This window comes from Verrucomicrobiota bacterium (genome assembly GCA_016200005.1).
GTDB lineage: Bacteria > Verrucomicrobiota > Verrucomicrobiia > Limisphaerales > PALSA-1396 > PALSA-1396.
This window is the reverse complement of sequence record JACQFP010000064.1, coordinates 24,803-49,407: the sequence shown is the minus strand read 5'-3', so window position 1 is coordinate 49,407 and position 24,605 is coordinate 24,803. Positions and strand designations below refer to the sequence as shown.

Below are 24,605 nucleotides of genomic sequence, written 5' to 3'. Positions count from 1 at the left end.
GTCAAATCTCCTTCAGGTAACGGAGGGTGCGTTTCAAACTTTCCGCCGGCGGCAGCGTGGGCTGGTATTCGAAGGCGAACACGCCTTTGTAACCGGTCTTTTCAATTTCCCGGACCACGAACGGATAATTCGTCTCGCCCAGCCACAGTTCGTGGCGGCCCGGATGCCCAGCCGAGTGGAAATGGCCGATGACGTCCAGATTCCGGAAAATGTGCCCGCATAAGTCGCCTTCCATGATCTGCATGTGATAGCAGTCGAAGAGCAACTTCAATTGTGCCGACCCAACCTCGCGGCAGAGCGCCGCGCCCTCGTCCGAACTCGTAAGGAAATAATCCGGGTGGTCAACCTTGTCGTTCAACGGTTCCAGCCAAAGATTCACCTTCAGTTTCTCCGCCAACTCCGCAGTGGCCGCGAGGCCGTCGAGCACGTTCCGGCGCTGGCGTGGCCGCGGCAGGGCCTTCACCACGTTGCCCGTGCAGACGATGGCCGCGCCGACGCCCGCCTCGCGGCAGAATTCCAGCGTGTCCTTCGCCCGCGCGAGCCAGGCGCGGCGGTTTTTGGCGTCAGTCAACCCACCGCCAATCGAGCCGTCCGGTGAACCGATCACGGCGTTGGTGAGCGTCACGCCCGCCTTGGCAGCGGTGGTGCGGACTTTGTCCGGGCGCTTCACGTCGTCTTTGTTCATCCCGTTCGTCCACGCCGTCAGGTCGGTGAACCACAGCTCGGCGAACTTGACGCCCGCCCGTCCCGCCGCCGCGATGCGGTCGAGAAACGGACGGTCGGGAAACTGCATTTCCAGGCAAACCCCGTATTTCATAATCGTTCCTCCCGTTGAAAGTGATTTTTCAATGAAGTATTCATGCTGCCATTATCTTGATTGCTTCCATTGCCGGTTATGAGTCTCACAACTTCTTCGTCAGCACGATGGTGTGACATCCGGTCGCGCCGGTGAAGTTGAGGCTCAGGCTGCCCTGCGCGTCAGTTTTCAGTTTCGTTTTACTCATCGGCTGCCAGGCTTGATCGTAAACTTGGGCCGCCCAGTCGCCTTTTACACCTTCCAACCGGGTCGCGGTGCGTTTGCTGAAGGCATTGACGATGGTGATTCTGTCCACGGGCTTCGAGACTTCGATGAGGCCCGGCACGGCTTCGAAGAAACCGAAGAACGCCTGTTTCTCACCCTCAATCCGCAGGGCGGCCGAGGGCGGCGTGGGCAGCAGCGGCGTCGTCCGGCCAAGCACGAGGTCGCGCTTGTTCGGTTCGTAGAACGCCAGCCAGGCTTTGACGATGGCATTGTGCGCGGCGGGCGACTCGGCCAGCTTGACCGAGAAGGCCGGCACGCCAGCCAGGACCATGCTGGCCATCTGCCGGGCGACGTTCACATCGCTTTCGGTGATCGCCCAACTCGTGCAGCACGCGTGGGTCAACACCCCCGGCCCGAACGTCTTCATATAGACGATGTCGCGCCGGTTCATGTTGTAATCCTGCGGCGTGTCCATCGGCCAGACGTGCGTGCAGTAAGTCTTGGCGTTCAGGTTGGCCGAGGGACGGCGCAGAATGATCACGGCATTGGAGTTCAGCGCGAGAGATTTGTTATAGAGCGATTGCATCAGTTGCGTGTAGGCAACGTGCAGGTCGGATGAGGCGACTCCCATCCCGGCTGCCGGCGGGTCGGCACGATCGGGAATTTCGAGAAAGTCGTACCACAGCCCGTCAATTCCATACTCGGTGAACATGTGTTCCCAGGCAGCCAGCAGGTAATCCTGAACTTTCTTGAGGCGCGGGTCCAGGTGCGCATCCGGCTTGCTGCCCACCATAATCATGCCGTCCTTCATCTGTGCCCAAGCCCGGGAATTCTTACCCATCAGGAGCGGGGCGACGTGGAGGACGACGCGCTGGCCGGCGGCGTGCATCTCGCTGATCATCCCCTTGGGGTTGGGGAAACGGCCGGAGTCGAAGTCGTAGTCGCCCTCGTTATCAAAGGAGTAGGGAACCCCACGCGGCATGTTCCAGCCGGCGTCAAGCTCGATGGTCGTTGCGCCGAGGGCGCGGGCATGGCGGGCGTCGTCCCGGATCTGCGCCTCGTCAATTTTGTCGCCGTGGGCATACCAGGAGTGCCACATCGGGTTCAAGGCCCACTCACTCACCGGTCGCGCCTTGAAGTCGCGCGCCGCGTCAACGGCCGCGCTGTAACCTTCGAGGGCCTCGAACCAGGTAAGGTCCGGATTGGCGTTGAAGTAAAGGGCGTCCTTGAAAACCAGCGCGGGCGCGCCATTGGACCAGGTTTGTTTCAGAACGATGCGCACATAGCTGTTGGCAATGCCGGGCGCTTCGCCGCCATTGCTGGGGTCGTAGGTCGAGCCTTCAAAGCTGGTGACCGCCACCTGGTCCAGCAGACCCAGGGTCAGCGTGTTGCGACCGTCGGTTTGCTGCATCCAGAGCACCGGTTGATCAATCTCAGCGCGCGCTCTGCCGCTGATGCGGAAGGGCAGATCAATCTTGTAGTTCTGCTGGCTGAAGGACCCGGGCTCGAAAATCTTGTAAACGCCCGAATAGCTGGTCTTGCACTCAAGGCGACTCTCAAGCCTCCGGAAGGGCTGACCATCCGCGCGGGTGAGTTCATAGTTGATCAGGCGCGTTTGTTTGCCCGCGTCCTTCTCGCTGAGCTTGAGCCGGTAGGCGCCACTCTTGTATTCGCCGCTGGCCAGTCGGGGATCATCGCGTTTGAGCGCGTCCCAAGTGGCCGCGGGCGGATCAAGGGTGAAGCTTATGCGAAAGTGTCCACGCAACGTGTCCCAGACCAGTTGGCCCGTGGAGTTGGGGTAGGCTGGTTGCGCCTTGATGGTATCTTTCGCATCGGCGGATTTGCTTTCAGTTGCTGACAAACTGGCACCCACCACAGCCACAACCGCGCAGGTGGCAAGCCACTTGGTGAAGATTCCACGGAAGGAATTGGCATTGTTTTTCATTGCAGATTCGTTCAAAAGCGCTTTCGTCTTGGGGCAATATTTTACAGCGCCGCCAGCACTTGATTGATCGCCCGCGCAATGGCCGCGCAGTCGTCCTTCGAGTATTGCCAGTGGATGTCTATCATGATTGCGCGCGACAGGTAATCCGTGCATTGCGGACACATCGTCGGCGAGTAGCGCGGCAGTTCCTCCGCCGGCACGCCCGACCACGGCAGACCATCGCGGGCCACAGATTTCTTGTCCAGGATATGCTCCCAGTACGTGTAGATGTGCCAGTCCTTGACCTTGCTGTCGTAAATGCCGCCCGCCGGAACGCCGGCGGCCTGCATCGCGGCGAGCGCACGCTTGGTCTGCTCCACACTCGGCAGGAAGAGAATCAGATTGGAGCACGCATCGCCGGTGGGATCCGACACCCGCTGGAGCGTTACTCCCGCTGGCAGCTTCAGTTGGCCCACGATCTTTGTGAACGCCGCGCGATAGCCCAGAATAAACTTCCGCGCCTTCCGGATTTGTGCCAGCGCCACCGCGCCCTGCAATTCGCTCATACGATAATTCTCGCCGCAGAACAATTCGCCCTCGCGCCGCTCGGTGGCGAACCGGTTGGGACGCCAGCACGCGGCGCAATCGTGCCACGACTGCGCGCGGGTGTGCAGCCACTCATCGTTGGTCACGACAAAGCCGCCTTCGCCAGAGTTCAGAATCTTGTAGTAGTCGAAACTGAAGCAGCCCATCGTCCCGATGGAGCCGAGCATGCGGCCTTTATAGGAACCACCGGCGGCCTGCGCCACGTCCTCGATCACCGCGAGCTTGTGCCGTGCCGCAATCGCCATCAATTCATCCATCTGCGCCGGTTTGCCGCGCATGTGAACGACGATGATCGCGCGCGCGCGCGGCGTGATCTTCCGCTCCACGTCTTTCGGATCCAGTGTGAGCGTGTCATCCACGTCCGCGATGACCGGGATCGCGTTGCACGTGCCAATCACAGCGGCGGACGCGAAGAACGTGTAGGCCGGCACGATCACCTCGTCGCCCGCGCCTACGCCCAACGCCCGCAGCGCCGCGATGAGCGCTGACGTGCAGGAGTTCACGGCCAGCACGTGTTTGACGCCCAGCAACTCCGCGAACGCCTGCTCCGCGGCGGCGACCTTGCTCGGTCGCGGGTTGTAGTAGCGGAAGAGGTGCGGCCCCTTCAAAGCATCCGCCTGGTCGTGGATCAGTCCGGCGATCTTCTCCTTGAGCCCCGGGGCGAACTCCCACAGGTCTAGCAGTTCGATCAACTCTTCCTCGTGAATTTTCGTCGCATACGGTCCCAGCGTGATTTTGGTGTCGGTTTCAGCAGTCATAAATTGGTTCTTCCGGGCCGCGCCTTTTGGATGACGAACTCGATGATGGCCCGGCCGTCGTCGTAGCTCGTCAAGTGGCCGGCTTCCTCGCGATGGATCAGCAGCACTTCGCGGCCACGCGCTTTCAGATCATTGGCCAGTCGCACGACGCTTTGGGGCGGCACGACGTCGTCCTTGCCGCCCGACGTGATGCCCACCGGCATCGTGAAGCGCTCCGGCCAAAATTCGGCGCTGCGCTTTTTATATTCCTCGGGGATCGCCGCCTTGCTGCCGCCGAACGAGGCCGCAATCGCTTCCGAAAAACCGGCATACTCGACCAGGTTGGCCGTCCCGTTCATCGAAGCCACGCCGTCCACAAGTTCCGGATGCAACGCCGCGAACGTCAGGCTCGCGGTGCCGCCCATCGAAGCGCCGCACAGGAAAACGCGCGACACCCGATACGCCTTTTTCAACTCGCCGATGATCTGGACAAGATCGGCTTCCGCCTTTGGGCCCATCCATGAAGTTTTCGCGCGATAATCCGGCGAGACGTAGATCATCCCGTGGGCCGCCGCCACGTCCCGCGCCGCGCGGCACTCGTCGCGCGTATCGCGGACAAATTGCCAGCGATCCGAGCCGTGGCCGTGCAACGCGACCAACAGGTCGTGTGGTTGCATGGACTTGAAGCTCGCCGGCAGCATCAGCACATAACGCTGCTCCGTACCGTCACACGCCGCAGTGAAAGCGACATCCGTGGTCAGGGCATCGTTCGTCCCGCCCCAAACCGCACCCAGGTTGGCGAGCAGGACCAGCAGCGCGAAAATCGTTCGTTTCATGCCTCAATAGCTGGCTCGCACGACGATGGTCGCGGCCTTGTCGGGAACGATCCGGACGGTTTCCGCCTTCGGGTCGAACTTACGGTGCGCCTTTCCATTTACCGTCACCGTGCGCATCGGTTTGCCGTCGGGATGCCGCAATCGAAGCACCAAAATTCTCGGCGTCCGTCGGGTTGGCGGATTGATTGTGGCTTCAATGTAGCCCTGGCCCGCGCGTGACTTTATCTCGTAACTGACCTCGCCAAATCGAGTTGGAGCATTCTTCACCGAGACGCGCTGCCCTGCGCGCAGCCAGTTGCTCGTCGCGAACGGCGCGAGCCAGAGTTCGTTGCCGCGTTCCTCCACGAGCATGGTGCGTGTCTGATGCAGGAAGTATCCAGTCTCGTGTGTCTTGTCCCACGCGCCGCTGTGATGAAAATGTTCCCACATCGTGAGCACTTCCGGATTCAACATCGCGGCGATGGTGTTGAAATAGGAGCGGACAAAGGGCTTAACGTCGTCCCGCAGCGCATAGACTTCGCAGTTGCGCGTGTAGTAGGGCTGCACTTTCGAGAAGCCGCCTAGGTTGAACCAGTCGGTGTGATTTGTCCTCGCGGGATAATCAAACCAGCCGTCAGCGAGAAACTGCACGTCTTCGAGGTGATCCAGCATTCGCTCGACCTCACGGCTGCGCGGGTCAAGCACGCCGGTTGGTACAAGTTGATGCGCGCCAAGCTCCACATCGTAACACCAACTGCGGCCGGCATCCTGCCCGGGAAAAAAATCCGTGAGCTTGCCGGGACTCTGGACCTGAGACGGGTAGTGCGGAATCCACGTGCCGTCACGGAGCGCAAGCGCAGGCGAGCGCGATTGCGTCCAGGCATAAGCGCGCAGCGTGTTGGCTCGCAGTTCTGCGGCGTGGCGTTTGAAGAACGTAGCGTCAGGATGACCGATGTCGCCAAGGGCATCGCCCAATCCGCGCAAAGCCGCCGAGTAATACGCGTTCATCGCGAAGTGATAGGCGAAGGAATTCCAATCCGCCAAAACACCCGGCGGCATGAGACCGCATTCGGGTGTGGCCGCCGACGTGAAGAGGCGGACTGGCGTCTCTGGCAATGATTCGTTCCGCCTCCTCACGTCGGCGGCTACGGATGTTTTCGTTTTGTCCGTCTGCCGGACAATCCAGTGGCCGACGCGCGCAATTTCCGGCGCGATTTGCCGCAGCCACGCCTTGTCGCGCGTGAGCTGGTAATGCTCGCCGAGCGTCCACAAATGCCACGCCGTGCCGAACGTCGTGTAGCCCGTCGTCAGAAAACCGTTGGTGTTGTAGCGATGGACGAAGAACTCCAGCGATCGGCGGGCGAAATCCGCGTGGCCCATGCAGTCCATTCCGCGAATGACCGAATGCGATTCGCTTTCCAGCGGGCCGTAGTGCATCGCGGCTATCCACGCGGCGAGGCGCGCGCCGTCGGCTTCGTTGCGCGCATCAATCCAACAACGCACTTGCGACGAACGGATCACGTCGTTCAACAGCGGATCGGGCGTGGCGATTTGCATCGCGGGCGCGAGCACGGCTTTCCAGTAGTCCTCGGTCGCAGCGCGGAGTGGTGCAACTTCGAGCCGGTCGAGCGCGGTATCGGCTTGTGCAGGGACGAAGATCGCGAACTGCGCGGTGCCATTAGCCGGCAGCGTGCCGGAAAGTTTGAGTATGCCTTCCTGGGCTGTGGCCAACAACGGAGTCGCGGCGGCGGTCGCGGCCAGGGCTAGGGAGCCGCGCTCGCTGCTCACCAGCCACCCGCGCGAATCAGGCGCGAATTTCACCTGGGCGTTTCCGGTCCGGCGGTCAGCGAAATTCAAAGAAAGCATCGCCTCCGCCGGATTCGACTGCGTGTTGGTGATGGTGAATTCCACCACGCAAACGGAACGACGATTGAACCGGGCCGGCTCGCCGCCCGGTTCGTCGCAAGGCGCGACGAAACTGCGCTGGCGATACTCCACGCCGTCGCGCGCGACCGTGATGATCGGAATTGGCAACCAGCCACCGTCGAGCGTGCGTGACAGGTTGCCGGGTTTTCCGTCGCCAAATTGCGGCTTCAGTTCGAGCCATGTTTCGTGTTTGACAACCGCCGCGTTCGTCGCGACCACGCAGCGCACCACGCCGTCGCGCTCGACGACAAACTTGACGTTGTCGCACGCCAGCGAGAGCAGCACCGGACCTTCGCGTTGGAAATCGTGGTGTGTTCTCGCCATCGCCTGCGCGAGCGTCTGGTCGGGCAAGGCGCGAACTTCCTCGAGGATGGTCTTTCGGCCCGCGATGCGGCGCTTGTAGTCGGCCAGCGTGACCGGCAGCGGCTCGCGCGCGACGAACAGGCTGAGGTCGGGCAAATAAACGCAGTCATTCGTCAGCACGTCTTCGACGGCGACCCCGACATTGCCCGTCGGAAGACGGAACTGGAGCACCGTCGGGTCGGACTTAAACGACGATGGACGGCTAAAGCGGACGCTTACGTGAAGTGGTTGAGACAGTTTCCATGCGATTCCGGCTTTCAGATTTCGGATTTCGGATTTGGCAACCGGTTCACCGTTGCAAATGGTGAGTTCGCCGCGTGCGCCCGCCTTTGGCCGCTCGAACTGCACAAAAAGATTCGTCGTGGCCCAACTCGATCGCGTGAAGGCAGAGAGCCGAACCAAAGAAGGCTGGGGAGTAGCCGGGAGAATCCAGCGAATCTTCTGTGTTTGAATCACGCCCGCTTTGGGAGCGAGGCTGAAAATCAGCCGAGCGCCCTCGCGGTGAAATTCGCCGTTCAGCGGTCTCCAATTTCCCTGCCACGCGGACTCGCCAAACCAGCCTTCGACGCGCACGGCGTTCGTTGCCGGAACTTTCGTCGCGTCGGCGAACTCCAGCGCCAGCTCACGAAGCGCGCGGCGGTTGAGCCACTGCAGGCCAATGCAGCCAACGCCGTTGGTCCAGGCGGGCACGGAGTAGCTCCCGCTTCGATTTGGTTTCAGTTCGGTTTCGGTGAAGAGATCGTCTGCGCGAAATTCCTCAATGCGGCGCGCGCGCGCGCCGTCCAAGCGTTTTGGATCCCAAGTCACGACGCGCGCGAACGGCGCCATGTCCACGGATGTTTCGGCGCGTCGGACTTTTGTGGCGTTTGCGGCAAGCACAAGCCGGGCATCGGCCCAGTTTGCCATGTCGCAATTGATGCCATCACCCGCATCATTGGCTTCGAGCCGCACTTCCTGCGCGCCGGCGACCGAAACGTGAACCGGCTTCGGCGCGTCGCCACTGCGCATGACACCGCTGTCGAATCGTGGGTGGCCGTCCACGATGACGCGGAAGATCACACTGCCGCCACTGCATGGTTGGACGCCGATCTCCGCGTCGAAACTCTCGTATTGACCGTCGGTCATCAGCGAGATGACGCCGTTGGCGTGATGGCCGAGACCTTTCGCGAAAGTCTTTTCGCCGATCTGGAGCGTTACTCCCTCTTTGTCCGGCGCGTGCGCGGCGGAGTCGAAACCCAACACGCCCCAATCCTGCGTGTTGGAGAGAATGAGCTCGGGATGATCCGACAGATAATCAGGCTGAGCCGTTGCGGCCGCGAGCCCACTCGGTGTCACGAAGGCCGGGAGAATTGCCAGCAACAGACTGCGGCAAATTCTCCGGGCGACTGAAACCGGTTGAGTGTGCGAAGGTTGTGCGGGAGAGGTCATCGTGGAAATGATTTTCGCCCGGCCATGATGTCGGCAAACCTAGTCGACATCGTTAGTTCTGAGCAACGCCGAAAGAACAGCCAGGAATCCTTAAACATTCCAATCGCGGTCACAGTCGTTTCAAAATGCCGTAAGGCAGGGCAACCGACGCCATATAAACTGGGTTCTGCCTCGCCTTCCCGTTCGGACCGTAAACCTCCCACGGCGCGCCGTGACCAGGCCCTTGGCGAAAATCCTGACTGCGCAAATGGGCAATCATCTCCCCGAAGATCTGCAGCGCCAGCTTCCGGTCGCTTTGCCAGAGCGACTCGATGAGCCAGCCGGACGCCGTGTGCCAATACCCGCCATTCTGATACGTGTTCACCGGACACATCGAGCGCTCCCAGGCGCTGGTCTTGCTGAAGTCCATATCCGTCGGCACCTGACGCACCCCGCCATCGAGCGTGATCGTGCCGCGCCGCACGGCATCGGCGATGGTTTTGCGCGCAGCGTCCGCCTCCGCGCGGTCGAGGATGCCGAGGTGCAGCGCGAAGAGCGTGCCCCAGACATCTGCTTGCCGACTGATCTCGGTCGAGGCACGCAGCCATCCGCCGATGGCTTTCGGATCGGCGAAAGTGGGAACGATGTTCGCGCGGATCTTCTTTTGGATTTGACGGTAGCCGGGCGCACGTTCGCGTTGGCCAACGGCGCGCGCCAGTTCGGCCAGTTCGCCCGCAGCCCGATAGCGAAGCAGCGAGGCGAACAACAACTTCCCCGTGTGCGTCTCACCGTCGCAAAAACCGAATCCGACGGCGCGATCTGCCTCGGTGGTCACGGCCAGCCCAGTCACGGGATCAGTGGTGGGACTGGAGAACGCCTTTTCCAAACGCTCGAAGACGCGGACGCCGTTGACCTCCATTTCAAAAACTTTGATGTCATGCGTCGCCATCCAATAGGCATAAGCGATGTGGACGAACTCATAATGGTCGTCAATGGGAGGGACGCGGCCACATGCCCCCGCGCCCTGATCCTGGCCCGAGGAATAAGTGCCGGGGTAGAAGGCCGGCCGCCCGTCGTAATTGATGTGATCGGGAATGGCCCACGGCGGCACGTGGAGGCCATTGGCAAGCTGGCGATCTGCCGGTCCGTTCTGGGCTTTGCAGGTCAGCAGCAAGTGATCGCGCAGTTCGTCGGGCGAGATGAATCCTGAATCCACCGACATCGAGAAATCACGGATCCAGTAAGACGTGTACGTGTCCTTGCCCGGCGTGATGAGCGTGAAGCCGCAGGAGTTGGTGATCGTCCACTTTCCGCCGCCATTCGAACCGGGCTTGACCCGCGAGGCTTCGATGACGTCCCGTGTCATGTCGCGGAGGAAATCCATGTCCGCCTTAGGCAAGCCGCTGCTACCGAATGCGGAGGCTGCCGCCAATGTGATCGTCGCGAGGAAGCTGGACAGAACCGCTCGGGAGAACGACCTGCGGGCAAATTGTCGCCCCGAACACGCTTGAGCAAGTGGATATATTGCAGTCATTTTGAACCTCGATAGATCACAAATGTTGCCACACGGTGGGCTGACGCGGGACCGAATGCAAAGCATTCTTTGGTTCTTGCATCCCGCGTTGCCGCTTGCCCGGCCACGGCTTGCTGCCTGACGGGATTTAAAAAATTCTCTTGCCAAATGCGCTTGCTGTGGTAAATGTATTACCACACACTCAAAACCAAAACCATTTATGTTTGGAACATTCATCAAAGAACTGAGAGCGCGACAACGGCTCGGCCTGCGCGAGTTGTGCCTCAAGACCGGTTACGACCCCAGCAACTGGAGCAAGATCGAGCGCGAGGTCTCACCTCCACCCAAAGACGATAAAACCCTTCGCGAATGGGCGAAACAACTCGGCCTCAAGCCCGACACCGACGGCTGGCACAAGTTCTTCAATTACGCCGCCGTGGACGCCGGGCGCATTCCGGACCATCTGCTCAAGGACGAGGAACTCGCCGCGCACCTGCCGGTTTTCTTCCGCACACTCTCCGGCCAGAAACCGTCGCGCGAAGACTTGGACAAGCTGGTCAAACTGCTCCGCGAGCGATGAACCAACGGGCACTGGATTCTTAACCACGGATGAACACCGATGAACGCGGATTTAGTTCAACGCAAAGAGACCAAGCCGCAAAGGCGCAAAGTTTGAACCGCTGATTGACGCTGATGAACGCTAATTCAAAAGGGCTGCAAGCCCGACCGATGATAGCCCGGGGCAACGGCCGGGGTTCACGTTCCACAAACATTCCAAGCCCTGAATGGGCGCCTCAAGTTTGGTTGCGAGAACCGCCTGAACCGTTGCGCGAAGCATTTCAAGCCGCGATTCAATCCGCGCAAGCCGCCGGCTATTCCGACTGGCTGGCTGCCGACGAAGCCGCGCTCGACTACATCGCCACGCGCATCGCGGCAAAGGTCGGCGTCTTGGCGGAAGTGATTGGCAAACGGTCGCGCTCTGAGAAACTTTGGCCGCCGAATTAAACAACACAAGGTCTGCAAATGCACATTTCCAAAGTCACGATTGAAAACTTCCGTTGCTTCGGTGAGGGGGACGACCGTCTTGAGCTCTCATTACGTCCTGGCTTGACAGCTTTGGTTGGCGAAAACGATGCGGGCAAGACAGCCGTGATTGATGCGCTACGCTTCGCACTCGGAACAACCGATCAAGATTGGTTCCGACTGGAGGATGCTGACTTCCGTCCCCGGGCAGCCGCTAAACAATTCAAAGAAATCAGGATCGTCTGCAAATTCGAGGGTTTAAGTGACGAGGACAAGAGGGCGTTCATTGAGTATTTGAGTTACGAGGAAATCGGTGGCGACCATCACCAATTCCTTTTTGTCAATTGGACGGCTGAGAATACAGGGGAGACGCGCAAGGGGCGGCCTTACCGACGTGTCGAAGTTCACTCGGGAAAGAACGGGGACGGCCCCAGTATCGCCCCGGAAGCTCGTGAATTTCTGCGTGCCACCTATCTTCGACCGTTGCGGGACGCCGAGGAATCCCTTTTGGCCGGGCGTGGCTCTCGGCTGGCACAAGTGTTACGTCAGTCGAATCAGATTCGGGAAGGGCAGGATATTTGGGATGATTCCAAGAGCCTGAAAGACCTGGATCTCAGCATGCGCGGGATCGCCAATTTGGTCAATCACCTGCTTGAGAAGCACAAAGGAGTCGAAGTGGCACGAGGCGAGATTGACAAAAACCTCAGCCAACTTGCCATTCTTGGAGATACCCTCGCGAGCACCATAACAGTTGGCGGAGCAAAAGCCTCACCTGACGCGCAACTAACAGAGTTGCTGGAGAAACTTGATCTCCGCCTTGGCGGCGCCGGCAAACTTGGTTTGGGCTCGGATAACCTCTTGTTCATGGCTTGCGAACTCCTTCTGTTGGCAAAAGAAAGCGTGGGGAACAGGTTGCTCTTGATTGAGGAACCGGAAGCACATCTTCATCCTCAGCGGCAGTTGCGGGTGATGAAATACTTGCAGGAGCAGGCCGAGAAGGAGAAGGAAAGCATTCAGATCATCGTTACCACTCACAGCCCCAACCTTGCATCGGCAATCAAACTGAACAACCTCGTGATGATGCACAAGGGGCGCGCGTTTTCGATGGCCGAACAACAAACGAAATTGGATTCGTCGGACTACCGTTTCCTCGAACGCTTTCTTGATGTCACCAAGGCGAATCTTTTTTTCGCTCGTGGCGTGATGATCGTCGAAGGTGACGCAGAGAACATCTTGCTACCCACTTTAGCAAAACTCCTTGGTCGTGATTTCACGAAACATGGCGTGTCTATCGTGAATGTGGGCGGTGTTGGCCTGCGACGCTACGCAAAGATTTTTCAGCGCAAGGATGAAGAAAAAGACCGCGTGCTCGAGATTCCGGTCGCTTGCGTGACTGACATGGACGTAATGCCGGACTGCGCGCCTGTGATTATTGGAAAAGTTGAAGGAGGCGTTGACTGGCCAGCCCCAGTCGCCCGTCGCTGGCTCGCTAAGAAAGACTTCAAAAATGAAGAAGCCTTGGCCGTGCATCGCATTGAAAAGATCGCCAAAGCTGCCGGTCAACGCGTCCAAACGTTCGTCTCTGACGAATGGACTTTGGAGTTTGACCTCGCACTTGGCCCAAAAAACGAGAACGGTGGTTTCTCCGCCGGACTGGCTAAAGACGTTTTCGTTGCCGCCTCTCTCGCCGATCAAGATGACGCGATAAACGCAAACAAGAAGACAGTAGCCGACGTAGAACAAGATGCTGAGAAAGAATTTGCTGCTCTTGAGGCCGTGGTGGTGGGGAAGGATCATTGCTCAAAGGAAGAGGTGCTTGCGTCGCATGTTTACGCGAAATTTGTCAAGAGAGGCGTTTCCAAACCCATCGCCGCCCAATACTTGGCGAGCCGGCTACAGGTCAGGAAGAAGGACAATGTTCCACTCAGCCTTGAGGATTGGCACGAGCTCCTGCCGAAATATCTCGTGCGTGCAATTGACTGCGTAACTCGAGAATTTGAAGCTGCACCTGAGGGGAAACCAGAACCGAATGAGTGAGTCCTGTCCTTTTGTTCCCCCACTTGTCAGCGACAACGACATTCGTTGGGCCTCCCACCTTCTGCATCTTTCGCCGGGCGCATTTCACGGGAAGGATGGAGATGACCCGCGCCAAGCAGTCTTCAAGTCAATGGAGCCGATGGACATTGCGGCCTGCCCGGGCAGCGGCAAGACAACGCTCTTGGTGGCCAAGCTGGCGATCTTGTCGCAAAAGTGGCATTACCGCACGCGGGGCATCTGCGTGCTTTCACACACCAACACTGCTCGGAGCGAGATTGAGACGAAGCTGGGCAATACCGCTGCCGGACGGCGTCTGCTCTCTTATCCGCACTTCGTCGGAACCATCCACAGCTTCGTGAATGAATTCCTCGCCAGACCGTGGCTGAGGTCGCGGAGTTATTCTGTCAAAATCATTGATACGGAAATCTGCGAACGTCGCCGATGGTGCAAGCTCGATCGCGGAACTCGTGTCTTTCTCCAAAAAAACGGCGCCGACGAATCAAACATTCGCATCATTGATATAAACTTCAGGTTGGCGAAGAAGAATGGCGCGTTTCCTTGCGGTGAACATACGCCTACTTATCAACGCGTACAACGTGCCTGCGAAGAAGCAACGCGCGAGGGCTATCACTGCTTTGACGACATGTTTATTTGGGCAGGGGAGTTGATGGACAGGATGACAGTTGTGGTCAACGCAATCCGCGAACGCTTTCCTCTGCTGTTCCTAGACGAGGCACAGGACAACAAGGAAGATCAATCTGCAGTCCTTCATCGGATTTTTATGGACGAAGGGAGTCCGGTCAGGCGTCAACGTTTCGGCGATGCAAATCAGGCGATTTTTAACTTCGCGGGAGACAAGGGTGCAGAGACGGATGTATTTCCCGGCGAAAAGCCAATGGAACTTCCTAACAGCCATCGCTTCGGGCAACAAATTGCGGACCTGGCAGATCCGCTCGCGCTCGTTCCTCACGGTTTGAAAGGTCATGGGCCCAAGAAGAAGGTCCTCGCTTCGGGCGCGCAAGAAGGGCGGCACACGATTTTCCTGTTCGACTGCGCCAATGCATCCAAAGTCTTGGACGCCTATGGAGCGCTGCTCCTCGAAACATTCTCCGACCAAGAACTTCGCGAGGGTAGCTTTTGGGCCGTCGCTCAGGTGCATCGGCCACCCGACAAGGAGGAGCAACACAAATTCCCGCATCATCTTGGCCACTACTGGCCTGACTACGATCCGGAGCTGTCGAAGCAAGACCCCAAGCCCGATTCTTTTGTGCAGTACGTCTTGGCCGGTATGGCAAAGGCGAAAATGACTGGGGAAGCCTCTCCGGCCGTCGAGAAAATCGCTGAAGGTATCCTCCGTTTGGCTGGAATGGCGGACGGAGGGAAAACCTTACACCAGCGCAAACATAGCCACCGATACGTCCTTCAACTCTTGGTAGAAAACTCCGAAGCACGCACGTGCTACGACATGATTCTCAGCAGGTTCATCCTGAGAACCGAACTCCCGACCAAAGAAATGTGGAATGACGATTGGCGAGGCATTGTAAAGGAGGTCGCCGAGACCGCAGCGAGAAGCCCTTTGGTCGGTCCTGAAGTTGCGGAATTCCTCGGATGGCCGAATGAACCAGCTGCTCCTGCATTGGCCGCCGCCCGAAAAGCCCGGGACAACATTTACCGCTTCGCAAACAATGGCCGAGAAGTGGCCGTCCAAGTTGGCTCAATCCACTCTGTCAAGGGCAAGACCCACACAGCGACACTGGTGCTCGATACGTATTGGCAAGATAGGAAAGGACGGCACAATCTTGAACTCCTATCACCTTGGTTGCGAAAGCAGAAAGCGGGAGGAATTGACGCCGGGCCGCAGCAGCGAACGCGCCTCAAAATCCACTACGTAGCAATGACCCGCCCCACGCATCTACTGTGTTTAGCGATGCAGCGGAGCGTCTTCGAGAAAGGCGATGGCAGACTTGATCAGGAAGTGATGCAGGAGTTGGAACAGCGTGGCTGGCAGATCAAGTGCGTCTGACTCTTGGGCCAAGGCGATCGCATCAGCGTTCATCAGCGTCAACTCGCCGCGCTGTCGCAGCGGGCCAGCGGTTTCATCGCCCCACATTGAATTCCTTCCAAACCGCAGTGGAGCGCCTGGCAAGGCCGATCGTCGCGGCGCGCAGGAAGGGCGTTGGACCTTGGAGTCAATTCGTCTTGCGATAGGTGAGCACGATAGCGGACGGTTGGCCGGGAGCGGTGACGAGCAATCCCCGATCCGCGAGGGCAGCGCCCGTGAATTCCTGCGGGCCGGCCGGTTTATCAATGTCCGTGACTGCATAACGCGCCTTGACGTCGAGTCCGCGGAGTTTGACGCGGGCGGATTCGTAGATGCTGTTCGCGCGGCGAAACACCTGGACTACGCCTTGCCCGGCTTCCGGGCGGTCGAATTGCCACGCGAGCCAGGCGTCGTTCGAGGTGGTGTAGGGCGTGAGCGGATAAAAATCGCCGAGGTAGTTCGGCGCGTATTGCCGCCAGTCGCTGACGGTCTTACGGAGGAAGTTGTAGTCGAGCTTGCGGTCGCGCACGTCCCAACAGGCGATGAAGTGCGGGCAGTCCATCGCGCTGCGGAGATCATAAACGCCAAGCTGGTCCGTGCCCGTGCCGTGATACGGCAGCCAGAAGGAGAGGCCGTAGGTGTGGCACTGGTTGCCGACGGCGTCCTGGATAAAATCGCTGCGCAGGAACGGCAACGAGCGGCGCAGCGTTTCGAGATCGTTGCGGTGGCCGCCGCTGGCGCAGGTGTCAATCAACATGCCGGGATGCCGCTTCAGCAGTTCGTCCCAATACGCCAGGTAGCCGGTGACGTAGTGATTCTCGGTGCTGCCCTGCCGGTCCTCGGTGTCCGCTTCGCGCCAGAATTTGAGTGGGTCAACGTTGTAATCCTGGCGATACAGATCAATGCCCTGCTCGGTCAACAGGCGGTCAATGTGATTGACCAGCCACGCGCGTGCTTCGTCGTGGCCGAGGTTGAGGAGCTTCTGCTGACCGTCGCGGCCAAGGAGCCACGCGGGGTTGTTGGTGTAAAGAAACGTTCCGGGCGTCACCCGCTCCGGTTCAAACCAGACGATGCTCTTCACGCCTTTGGCGTGCGCGTGGTCGGTGATCGCGCGCAGGCCGCGCGGAAAACGGTTCGTATCCACCTCCCAGGTGCCAACCTGCGGCCAGCCTTTGCCGTAGTGGAAATACCAGCCGGCGTCCATCCACCAATAATCCGGCGCGAGCTTTTCTTCGAGGTAGCGATCAATGAAAAGTTTCTGGCTCGCTTCGTCCGCCTGGATCATTTCGCCGAATTGGTGCGAGCTGCACGGCGTGAGCAGCGGACGCGGCGGCTGGCCGTTGGGGCGCGGGATGTTGTGCGCGACCATCCAGCGCCGCCAGACGTTCTGCGCGCGAATCCAGTCGCCGCGCCAGAACTGGAGCACGACCAGCGGCGTGCGGATTTCTTCGCCGGGCTTGAGGCGCAGGTGAACTTTTTCCTGTCCGGCAATCACGCGCAAGCCAGTGCCGTTGTCGCGCGCGAACTCGGCGAACCATTGCCCCGGCCAACCGACGACGGCGATCACGCCTTCGTCTGCCTGCTGCTCAAGGTTGAAATAGGGGAAGACGTGGCCGAGCGGACGCCCCGCCGGCGGGGCAAAACGCAGCGTGCTGTTTGGCTTGAGCGTCGTGGTGAGCGGTTCGAAATCATCGGCGCGGACGAACGTGCCTTTGTGATGGTGCAGAACAAAGTCTCCTTTGCCGCTCTTCTCGATGCGCGTGTCGAGCGCGAGAATGTCCGATAGAATTGGCGTGTCGGTCGTGCCGGTGTTCTTGAAGTAGAGCGTCCACTCGACGTTCGGGAAGTCGGCATACTCGACGGCGACGCAGCGGACTTGAAGGCCGGTGGCGGGATCGGTCCAAGAGAGTTCGTAGCCGCCGACTTGAGGAGGCGGAGAGTTCGTCTGCGGGCCGCGGGCCGCCTCGTTACCTCGGCGGCTACGTTGGAACTTCCACGTTTTCAGCAATTCCGCCGACGGCTTGCCTTCATAGACAAACGAGAAGGGCAATTCGGTGGAGTAAGGCGCCCGCTCGCCTTCCCGCAACGGCAGATCGGCGAGCCACAGTTCCCGCCCGTCCACCAGCGTGACTTTCGCCTCGGCCCAATCCGACTGATCACAGGAAATGCCGTCCGGTGTTTCGTCCACCTGAAGGACGAACTCCATCGCTCCGCCGAGATCCACGCTCACGGGTTTGCCCGCCATCCCTTCTCGCATCACACCGGAGCGAAACTTTTCAGTGCGGCCCACGCTGACGGAAAAATCCACACTGCCGCGCCCGCCGCTCGTTTGCTCGTTACTGTCCACACCGACGATGGCGCTGAACTTCGCACCCGACGAGGGCAACCGCACGATGATCTTGCTGAAGGCATGACAGTAGAGGCCGCGCGTGAATTCCTTGTCCGCGATGCGCATGGGTTTGCCGGCGCGGGCGTTCTTCTGGACGGGATCGTGGTTGGCGAGCACGATGAGCGCGGGTTCGGCGGCGGTTTTCGCCTGCACGCCTTCGAATTTGGCGGCGGACCAGGCGCGAGACTCCGACAGTTCGTCTGGAGCGACGACGGTGGCGGATGCGCCGCGGATGGTGAACAGCATTGCGGTGAGGAAGATTACTGTATTCTTGGTTTTCATAGGCTAATCGCTTTTCGAAGCGGACCGCTCTTGGTAAAGCCCGACCACGGTTGAAAAATCCCAGCGTCGCTTTTGATCAGCGCGGAATTCGACGCTCACCCTTTTCGGCGGTTTGGCCAAGGGGCGAGACTCGGGGAGGTGAAGAACGATGTGCTTCGGCGGTTGGCGGCTTGGAGGGTCGAACTTCACTTCGACTCCGTGTGCTTTGCCGCGCACGCGCAAGTTCAAGCGACCAAAATGCGTCGGAGCATTTTCAACCCGGATTTCCCGACCTGCTTCGAGCCACCAATCCGGAACGCCACTGAGTAGGTGGAGTTCATCGCCACGCTCATGCACCAACGCGTGGCGGAGCAGGAAGGCGTAGTTCGCCGCGCCGGTGGCGTGCGGGATGGTGTCGCTCCAGGCGGTGCGTTTCTTGAAGTAAACGCCCTCGGGAAACGCGTGCGTCGCGGTCGAGTGAAGCAGATACCAATAGATGTCTTCGACAAACTGCTCATGCTCGCCGCGCGCCAGCGACGCCATCGTCGTGTAGGACGACATGTAAGGATGAATCACGTCAGGGAAACCGGACCAGCGAATCGTACCTTCGAGGAAACCGCCCATGAATTTCTCGCGGACTTCACGAAGTGACGCGATCACGCGCGGGTCATCGAGTGCGAACAATTCGGTGGGCCAGAGCGTTTCGGTGTTGCCCCAGTGCGTGCCGACTTTCTCCCAACTCGGCGGAAAATGCGACAGACCTGTGAGCTGCCAAGCGGTGTCAATGGCTTTGCGGTAATCCTCAGCTTCCTGCCGCAGGGCCGCGGCCTCGGCATCCTCACCGAGCGCTTGCGCTGCGTCGGCGGTGCAAAGCAGGCCGCGCAGATTCCAGAAATCATATCCGACAATGTGTTGTTTTCCGTCCCAGAGGTACTCGCCATCGGCGACCGCGTTGGGCAGCACGCCCGCAAACGGCGAATCGGGCGACGCCTGCCGGCGGGCTTGCTTGATCCACTCGACCGCCCGCCGCATCTGCGGATACGCTCGTTTCAGGAACTCGCGGTCGCCGGTGATTTTCCAAAACTGCCAGAGCGTCCAGAGCGCCTGACCGTTGGCGTCGAACTGGTTCTTCTGCGTCTCGAAACGACCATCGGGCCGCTGCGCGTTCAGGTATGGCTCGACAGCCTTCCGAGCCGCGTTGATGAAACCGCCTTCCTCGAACTGCAAAATCTGATACGCACCGTCGCGGATGTAAAACTCGTCGTAGAAACCTTCGCCGCCTTTCAACACGCCGTGGTCGTTGTCAATGAACTGCTGGACATGGGCCGCCTTGAGTGCCTGCGTGGCCTTCTCGCACGGCACCTCGATGCGGGTGCCGGTTGCCAGCAGGTTGCGCCAGTATGCAACCGTTCGGTTCAGCCAAACCTGCGGGCTTTGGTTGCTGAACAAGTCAGAGCGATCCCTGTGGCCCCTCACCCCGGCCCTCTCCCCATCGGATGGGGAGAGGGTGGCCTGAGGCCGGGTGAGGAGATTGGTCGAAAGTGGCGCGAACGGGATGCGGAAGCACGTCGTCGCGGTTTGCCGCGGTTTGAGCGGCGTGCGCCATTCCGCTAACGTCGCCGCGTTGGTGCCAACGCGTTCGAGGCGGACACTCGCTTCGGTGCGTTCGGTGCCGAGGTTGCGGGCTTTGACTTGAATCCAGTTCAGGAAGTTCTCGCCCTCGGTCGGCCAATCAAACGCAGCTTTCCAATTTTTCACCGTCAGCAACGGCGTGGCCCAAAGCGTGAACTCATAGCGGACGCCGGCTTCCTCCGTGCTGAGCAGCACGACCGGCAGCCAGCCCTCGAGCAGCGTCTTGGTTTGCTGGCGATCAAGTGGGATGAGACGCGAGCCGACTGAAATTCGGAGTTTCGACTTGTCGCCGAGCAGCAACTCGTTCTGCGGCGTGATGCGTGTGCCGTCCTGGTAGTCCTTGAGGCCGATGACCTGCCACGAATTGACGAAGTAATCGAACGGCTCGCTGGCGGGAACCGTGGCCGAACCCACAGAGTGCGCGAACTGCACCACCAGCCCGCAGACAGCCCGGACGAAGAAGTTTCTCAAGCGCATGGCAGCCATTTGTTGAATCGCGTCGCGCGTCGCACGCCGGAACTTCGGGACACACCGCTACGCAGCCGAGTCCCAGCAGCTTTCAAATCTTGAACTGCGGAATCTTCAGCAGTTCGCCGCCCTTCAGGGCGGATTGGTGCGCGACGATGCCGGCGACGGTCATGTTCAGCGCCTTGGCGATGTCCACCAGCGGCTTGCGGTCCTGAAGGATGGCGTTGACAAACTCATTCATCAGGTAGCCGTGCGAACCGCCGTGTCCGCCGGAGGCGACACCGGGTGGCAACGGGGGGCGGTGGGTATTGGGCAGCGTCTTTTCAAGCCCCTCGTACTTGCCGTAAAAGCTGCCGCGTTGCCCCCGGATGCGGCCCATCTCGCCGCCCAAACCGGGCGTGTCCCAACTGACCGCCATGCGCGATATGCCACCTTCGCTCGTGCGGAACAACGCGATCTCGGTGCCGAACGGATTCCGATATGGATTGTTCTTCGGTAGCAGATGGTCCACGCGGCTAGGGATGCCCATGCAGGAAACTTCTGTGAAGCTGCCGCCGGTGACGCCAACGTAGTAAGCGTTCGAGTGGGTTGGATACCATTGGGGCGGCAAACCGACGCGCCAGCCTTTGTAAGAGTCAATCGGCTGCTCCATGTAGTGGTAATATTCACCTTCGGAATACACGAGCTTGCCAAGCCCGCCGGCATTGAAGATCTGGCGCATTGCGTAGAGGTCTTCGTGGAAACAGGAGGTTTCAAACATCATGTACTTGAGGCCGCTGGATTTCACCGCTTCAAACAGCTTCCCGGCCTCTTCGAGTGACCCGAACACCGCCGGCACTGCCGAAGCCGCGTGCTTGCCGTGCTTGAGAATTTCGATGCAATGCTTCGCGTGGTTCGGCGCGTCGGTGGCCGCGAACACCGCCTCGATCTTGTCGTCCTTCACCAATTCTTCAAGGGACGGATAAGTTTTCGCGCAGCGGGTCACTTTCGCCAATTCCGCGCAACGGTCGGGAATGAGATCGCTCACCGCGACCACCTCGACGTTCGGGTGGTCTTGGAAGCCGAACGCGGCGGCGAACTTGCAGACGCCGTAGCCGACGAGGCCCACGCGCAGTTTGCGGTCGGAAACGGGCCGCCAACCTTTGGATGCGTCCGATTTCTCGGGCGCGCTTTCAAAACCCTGAATCGGTTTTTCCGTGGCCTTCTCTACGGCTCGGGCCGTGGATTGGAGTCCATAGGCCGCCGCGCCGGCACCGACCACTTGAAGGAAGGCGCGCCGGGTCAGCGGCGGAGTGACCAGAGGTTGCGCGTTTGATTCTGCGTTGGGAAGGGAGTTTTTGTTGGTCAGGTTCATTTGCTGAGAATGTATTCTTCAGCCGGCTGGCGTAAAGCGCAGAAGACAGGGGCGGATGAGGATCAAGTAACAATGACATTTCTCACGATTGCGTCCGGTCATGCGGATCAAGTAAATGCGGAGTGCCCGCCCAGCCGACCTTTCCAGTCGGACCACGGCATCGGTGATTTGTTGCGGGATGTCCGAGGACATAGATCAGACGGGTTGGGGTTCGATGACGTGGTCAGGCGTCGCAGCGATTATACCCTCGTCATAGCTCGCCACGACGCGTTCACCCGGTTTCACGACGAGGAAATCCGCGGAATCCCATTGGGCATCGAGCCAGCGCTGGAGCAGGCGAAGGTCGCCTTCGATCTTTTCAAACTGCCAGCCGCGCTCGGCGCAGATTTTCCGCACCTGTTCGTCCAGCGCCAGCGGCTTCGTGAAATCAAAATCAATCAGCGTGCCGTGCGAATAGTTGTCCGTCCACCGGCCCATGACTTCGAGCAGGTATTGGGCTTTCTCTTCGCCGTATTTTTTGACCCAGTGTTCGTAGGTTGCCTTCGCGCCCGCGCCGGTGTGCGCCGGCAGAAAGGCGCCGCCCGCCTCGTCTTCGCGCAGACCGCGGCGCTGGCGGCACTCGAGCCAGCCGGAAGTGTAATAGTACGTTCCCGGCCGCTCGGCGAAACAATTTTGGTAACGCTCCTTCGAGCCGAGAAAAAACGTGATGCAATCGTGCGCGCGCGGAATGACGAGGCGGGTGTGGTCGGAGCGAAGACCCACGAGCATGTTGCTGCAGAGACCGTAACCGAGGAGAATGGCGTCGAACTTTCCAGCGGGCACCGCGTTGATGCGCTCCTGAATTTCCTGGCGGCCGGCACCGGGAACGTCGTGATGGCCTTGCGTCAGAAATTCCAGGTCGATCACATTGGGCGACCGCGCAGCCGCAAAACAGATTTCACGGAAGGCGATTTCGCAGGCGATGACTTTAAGGAACATGGTTGCTTACTTGGACCGCTTACCTGGCACTCTGCTTGGACAAGCCTCCCCGCTCAAACGACAAAGGGCTTTGATGCAGGTCAATGAGTTTCCGGTTCACTTACACGAAGTTTTGTCTCATATGGGACAAAAGGTTGTACGCCGTCGGAAGACATTCAGAGCTCGGTAGTCCTTGCGCTGTCGGAATTCGACGGCCAGCGGAAATTCAGTCGCGTGCGGCGGACGGGATTCTGCCGACGACGCGCGCAAACCGGCGCTTCTGCGTCACGCATCCCGAATGGCAACATACGGCAAGAGAAAGCCAATAAAAGCGAAGTGAAATGGAGTGCCAGCTTCCGTCTATAAGGACAACGCTTAAGTCCATTGGGTGGGCTGACGGTTTTGCTCCCCCGCAATTGGTATGAGGACGACATGATACCGAGTGAACTGCGTATGCGCACGCGCGAGGCAGGCGCCAAGCGGGTGACAGTGGTTCACTCCGCTGGAACGTAAACGGCCATGAAGATCTTGCGTCTCGCAACCCTCGTGCTCATCGGAACATTGAGCGCGAACGTGGCGACGGGAGCAGCGATGGGTCCTTTTGAACTTCAGGCGGACCTGACGCCGGACAGCCGGATTGATGAACTCGTTTTCGCGCAACTCAAACGACTAGACATCCCACCGGCGAACCTTTGCGCGGACGCCGTGTTTGTCCGACGCGCCAGCCTCGATGTCATCGGGACGCTTCCGACTGTGCGCGAGGTCAACGAATTTCTCCTGAACCGAGACCCGAACAAACGTCAGGTCCTGATCGACACTCTGCTCACCCGCGACGAGTTTGCGGATTATTGGGCGATGAAGTGGAGTGATTTACTGCGCGTCAAGGCGGAGTTCCCAATCAATCTCTGGCCGAATGCCGCGCAAGCGTATCACCGGTGGATTCACACCTCGATCCGCGACAACCAACCGTATGACAAATTCGTGCGCGAGATGCTTACGTCCAGCGGCAGCAACTTCCGAGTCCCGCCGGTCAATTTCTATCGTGCCATGCAAAACCGCGAACCGCCGGCCATCGCACAAACTGTGGCGCTGACCTTCATGGGCACGCGGGCGGAAAAGTGGCCGAAGGAGAAATTGTCTGGCATGGCAGCCTTTTTCTCCCAGGTCGGTTACAAGCAGACGGCGGAATGGAAGGAGGAGATTGTCTTTTTTGATCCCGGCAACGCGACGAACAACCTGTGGCGCGCCGCTGCGTTCCCGGACGGTAAATCGGTGAACCTGTCGCCAAACCAGGACCCGCGCGAGGTCTTCGCGGATTGGTTGATTGACGCCAAGAATCCGTGGTTCGCCCGCAACATTGTCAATCGCGTCTGGGCGTGGCTGCTGGGACGCGGCATCATTCAGGAGCCGGACGACCTGCGGCCTGACAACCCGCCGAGCAATCCCGAATTGCTCGCGTTTTTGGAGCAGGAGTTGATCGACTCCCATTATGACCTCAAGCACATCTACCGGCTCATCCTCAATTCCAAAACGTATCAACTCTCCTCCATCGCCAAAAGCGACCGAGCCGAGGCCGCGGCGAATTTCGCCTCGTACCCGCTGCGCCGCCTGGAAGCGGAGGTGTTGATTGACGCGGTGAACCAGATCACCGGCACGACTGAGAAATACACGAGCGCGATTCCCGAACCCTTCACCTTCATCCCGGAACACCTGCGTTCAATTTCGTTGCCGGATGGAAGCATCACCAGCTCCTTCCTTGAACTGTTCGGTCGTCCGCCGCGTGACACGGGTTTGGAATCCGAGCGAAACAACCGGCCGGCCGCTGCCCAGGAACTGCACTTGCTCAACTCGCGTCACCTTCAGACCAAACTGGAACAGAGTCGCTACCTCGCCAACCTGCTTCAATCCAAGGCCAGTCCGCGCGATGCCGTGAACGGGATTTATCTGATGATCCTTTCGCGGTACCCGACCGAGGATGAATGGAAAGCAGTTTCAGACCACGCCACCGGCGGCGACGTGAAATCGCGCGAGCAACTCGTGGACCTGACGTGGGCTTTGGTGAACAGCGCGGAGTTCCTTTATCGACATTGAACGAAAGGCCAATCCATGAACACGCAACCAAGTTCAACAG

Annotated in this window: 16 protein-coding genes; 5 read left to right on the top strand and 11 right to left on the bottom strand. The window is 59.5% G+C overall.

Translation table 11 applies throughout. The features are described from left to right. Window position 1: 1 nt before the first annotated feature. The 6 genes from HY298_21615 to HY298_21590 all read right to left on the bottom strand — a co-directional run bounded on the left by HY298_21615 (window position 2) and on the right by HY298_21590 (window position 10,333). Window positions 2-817, bottom strand: coding sequence for a TIM barrel protein (locus HY298_21615; GenBank protein MBI3852862.1), 816 nt, complete (start codon window positions 815-817; stop codon window positions 2-4). 85 nt (window positions 818-902) lie between these two features. Next, the gene (locus HY298_21610; protein MBI3852861.1) at window positions 903-2,966 is read right to left on the bottom strand and encodes a hypothetical protein; all 2,064 of its coding nucleotides are present in this window, start codon (window positions 2,964-2,966) and stop codon (window positions 903-905) included. A 41-nt stretch (window positions 2,967-3,007) separates the two neighbouring features. After that, window positions 3,008-4,309: a DegT/DnrJ/EryC1/StrS family aminotransferase gene (locus HY298_21605; GenBank protein ID MBI3852860.1), complete on the bottom strand. Its 1,302-nt coding sequence runs from the start codon at window positions 4,307-4,309 to the stop codon at window positions 3,008-3,010. Beyond that, window positions 4,306-5,124, bottom strand: coding sequence for a prolyl oligopeptidase family serine peptidase (locus HY298_21600; protein ID MBI3852859.1), 819 nt, complete (start codon window positions 5,122-5,124; stop codon window positions 4,306-4,308). Before HY298_21600 ends, HY298_21605 begins: the two co-directional genes overlap by 4 nt. A gap of 3 nt (window positions 5,125-5,127) precedes the next feature. Continuing rightward, a complete protein-coding gene (locus HY298_21595; GenBank protein MBI3852858.1) occupies window positions 5,128-8,820 on the bottom strand; it encodes an NPCBM/NEW2 domain-containing protein in 3,693 nt (1,230 codons plus the stop codon). Between the two features lie 109 nt (window positions 8,821-8,929). Continuing rightward, complete coding sequence (locus tag HY298_21590; GenBank protein ID MBI3852857.1) at window positions 8,930-10,333, bottom strand: hypothetical protein; 1,404 nt, start codon at window positions 10,331-10,333, stop codon at window positions 8,930-8,932. Between the two features lie 199 nt (window positions 10,334-10,532). Between HY298_21590 and HY298_21585 the strand changes: the two genes are divergently transcribed. From HY298_21585 to HY298_21570, 4 genes are all read left to right on the top strand, one after another. After that, window positions 10,533-10,892 (top strand): helix-turn-helix transcriptional regulator, encoded by a 360-nt coding sequence (locus HY298_21585; protein ID MBI3852856.1) that lies wholly within the window; start codon window positions 10,533-10,535, stop codon window positions 10,890-10,892. Window positions 10,893-11,137: 245 nt separating this feature from the next. Beyond that, window positions 11,138-11,317: a hypothetical protein gene (locus HY298_21580; protein MBI3852855.1), complete on the top strand. Its 180-nt coding sequence runs from the start codon at window positions 11,138-11,140 to the stop codon at window positions 11,315-11,317. Between the two features lie 18 nt (window positions 11,318-11,335). Then, the gene (locus tag HY298_21575) at window positions 11,336-13,372 is read left to right on the top strand and encodes an AAA family ATPase (protein ID MBI3852854.1); all 2,037 of its coding nucleotides are present in this window, start codon (window positions 11,336-11,338) and stop codon (window positions 13,370-13,372) included. Beyond that, window positions 13,332-15,395, top strand: a complete 2,064-nt coding sequence (locus HY298_21570) for a UvrD-helicase domain-containing protein (protein MBI3852853.1) — start codon at window positions 13,332-13,334, stop codon at window positions 15,393-15,395. The genes HY298_21575 and HY298_21570 overlap by 41 nt, the downstream gene beginning before the upstream one ends. Before the next feature lie 166 nt (window positions 15,396-15,561). On the opposite strand, the gene HY298_21565 is transcribed toward HY298_21570, so the two are convergent. From HY298_21565 to HY298_21545, 5 genes are all read right to left on the bottom strand, one after another. Then, window positions 15,562-18,084, bottom strand: a complete 2,523-nt coding sequence (locus tag HY298_21565) for an alpha-galactosidase (GenBank protein MBI3852852.1) — start codon at window positions 18,082-18,084, stop codon at window positions 15,562-15,564. 3 nt (window positions 18,085-18,087) lie between these two features. Beyond that, window positions 18,088-20,172 (bottom strand): hypothetical protein, encoded by a 2,085-nt coding sequence (locus tag HY298_21560; protein MBI3852851.1) that lies wholly within the window; start codon window positions 20,170-20,172, stop codon window positions 18,088-18,090. Window positions 20,173-20,254: 82 nt separating this feature from the next. Further along, a complete protein-coding gene (locus HY298_21555) occupies window positions 20,255-21,517 on the bottom strand; it encodes a Gfo/Idh/MocA family oxidoreductase (protein ID MBI3852850.1) in 1,263 nt (420 codons plus the stop codon). Between the two features lie 18 nt (window positions 21,518-21,535). After that, window positions 21,536-21,709: a hypothetical protein gene (locus tag HY298_21550; GenBank protein MBI3852849.1), complete on the bottom strand. Its 174-nt coding sequence runs from the start codon at window positions 21,707-21,709 to the stop codon at window positions 21,536-21,538. A 3-nt stretch (window positions 21,710-21,712) separates the two neighbouring features. Next, window positions 21,713-22,495: a DUF1638 domain-containing protein gene (locus tag HY298_21545; protein ID MBI3852848.1), complete on the bottom strand. Its 783-nt coding sequence runs from the start codon at window positions 22,493-22,495 to the stop codon at window positions 21,713-21,715. 498 nt (window positions 22,496-22,993) lie between these two features. Between HY298_21545 and HY298_21540 the strand changes: the two genes are divergently transcribed. After that, complete coding sequence (locus tag HY298_21540; protein ID MBI3852847.1) at window positions 22,994-24,565, top strand: DUF1553 domain-containing protein; 1,572 nt, start codon at window positions 22,994-22,996, stop codon at window positions 24,563-24,565. Window positions 24,566-24,605 lie beyond the last annotated feature (40 nt).

What these genes read in the sequence shown, in the direction of transcription:
- HY298_21615 (MBI3852862.1), bottom strand. Translation starts at nt 817, where the DNA reads ATGAAATACGGGGTTTGCCTGGAAATGCAGTTTCCCGACCGTCCGTTT.
- HY298_21610 (MBI3852861.1), bottom strand. Translation starts at nt 2,966, where the DNA reads ATGAAAAACAATGCCAATTCCTTCCGTGGAATCTTCACCAAGTGGCTT.
- HY298_21605 (MBI3852860.1), bottom strand. Translation starts at nt 4,309, where the DNA reads ATGACTGCTGAAACCGACACCAAAATCACGCTGGGACCGTATGCGACG.
- HY298_21600 (MBI3852859.1), bottom strand. Translation starts at nt 5,124, where the DNA reads ATGAAACGAACGATTTTCGCGCTGCTGGTCCTGCTCGCCAACCTGGGT.
- HY298_21595 (MBI3852858.1), bottom strand. Translation starts at nt 8,820, where the DNA reads ATGACCTCTCCCGCACAACCTTCGCACACTCAACCGGTTTCAGTCGCC.
- HY298_21590 (MBI3852857.1), bottom strand. Translation starts at nt 10,333, where the DNA reads ATGACTGCAATATATCCACTTGCTCAAGCGTGTTCGGGGCGACAATTT.
- HY298_21585 (MBI3852856.1), top strand. Translation starts at nt 10,533, where the DNA reads ATGTTTGGAACATTCATCAAAGAACTGAGAGCGCGACAACGGCTCGGC.
- HY298_21575 (MBI3852854.1), top strand. Translation starts at nt 11,336, where the DNA reads ATGCACATTTCCAAAGTCACGATTGAAAACTTCCGTTGCTTCGGTGAG.
- HY298_21565 (MBI3852852.1), bottom strand. Translation starts at nt 18,084, where the DNA reads ATGAAAACCAAGAATACAGTAATCTTCCTCACCGCAATGCTGTTCACC.
- HY298_21560 (MBI3852851.1), bottom strand. Translation starts at nt 20,172, where the DNA reads ATGCGCTTGAGAAACTTCTTCGTCCGGGCTGTCTGCGGGCTGGTGGTG.
- HY298_21555 (MBI3852850.1), bottom strand. Translation starts at nt 21,517, where the DNA reads ATGAACCTGACCAACAAAAACTCCCTTCCCAACGCAGAATCAAACGCG.
- HY298_21550 (MBI3852849.1), bottom strand. Translation starts at nt 21,709, where the DNA reads ATGTCCTCGGACATCCCGCAACAAATCACCGATGCCGTGGTCCGACTG.
- HY298_21545 (MBI3852848.1), bottom strand. Translation starts at nt 22,495, where the DNA reads ATGTTCCTTAAAGTCATCGCCTGCGAAATCGCCTTCCGTGAAATCTGT.
- HY298_21540 (MBI3852847.1), top strand. Translation starts at nt 22,994, where the DNA reads ATGAAGATCTTGCGTCTCGCAACCCTCGTGCTCATCGGAACATTGAGC.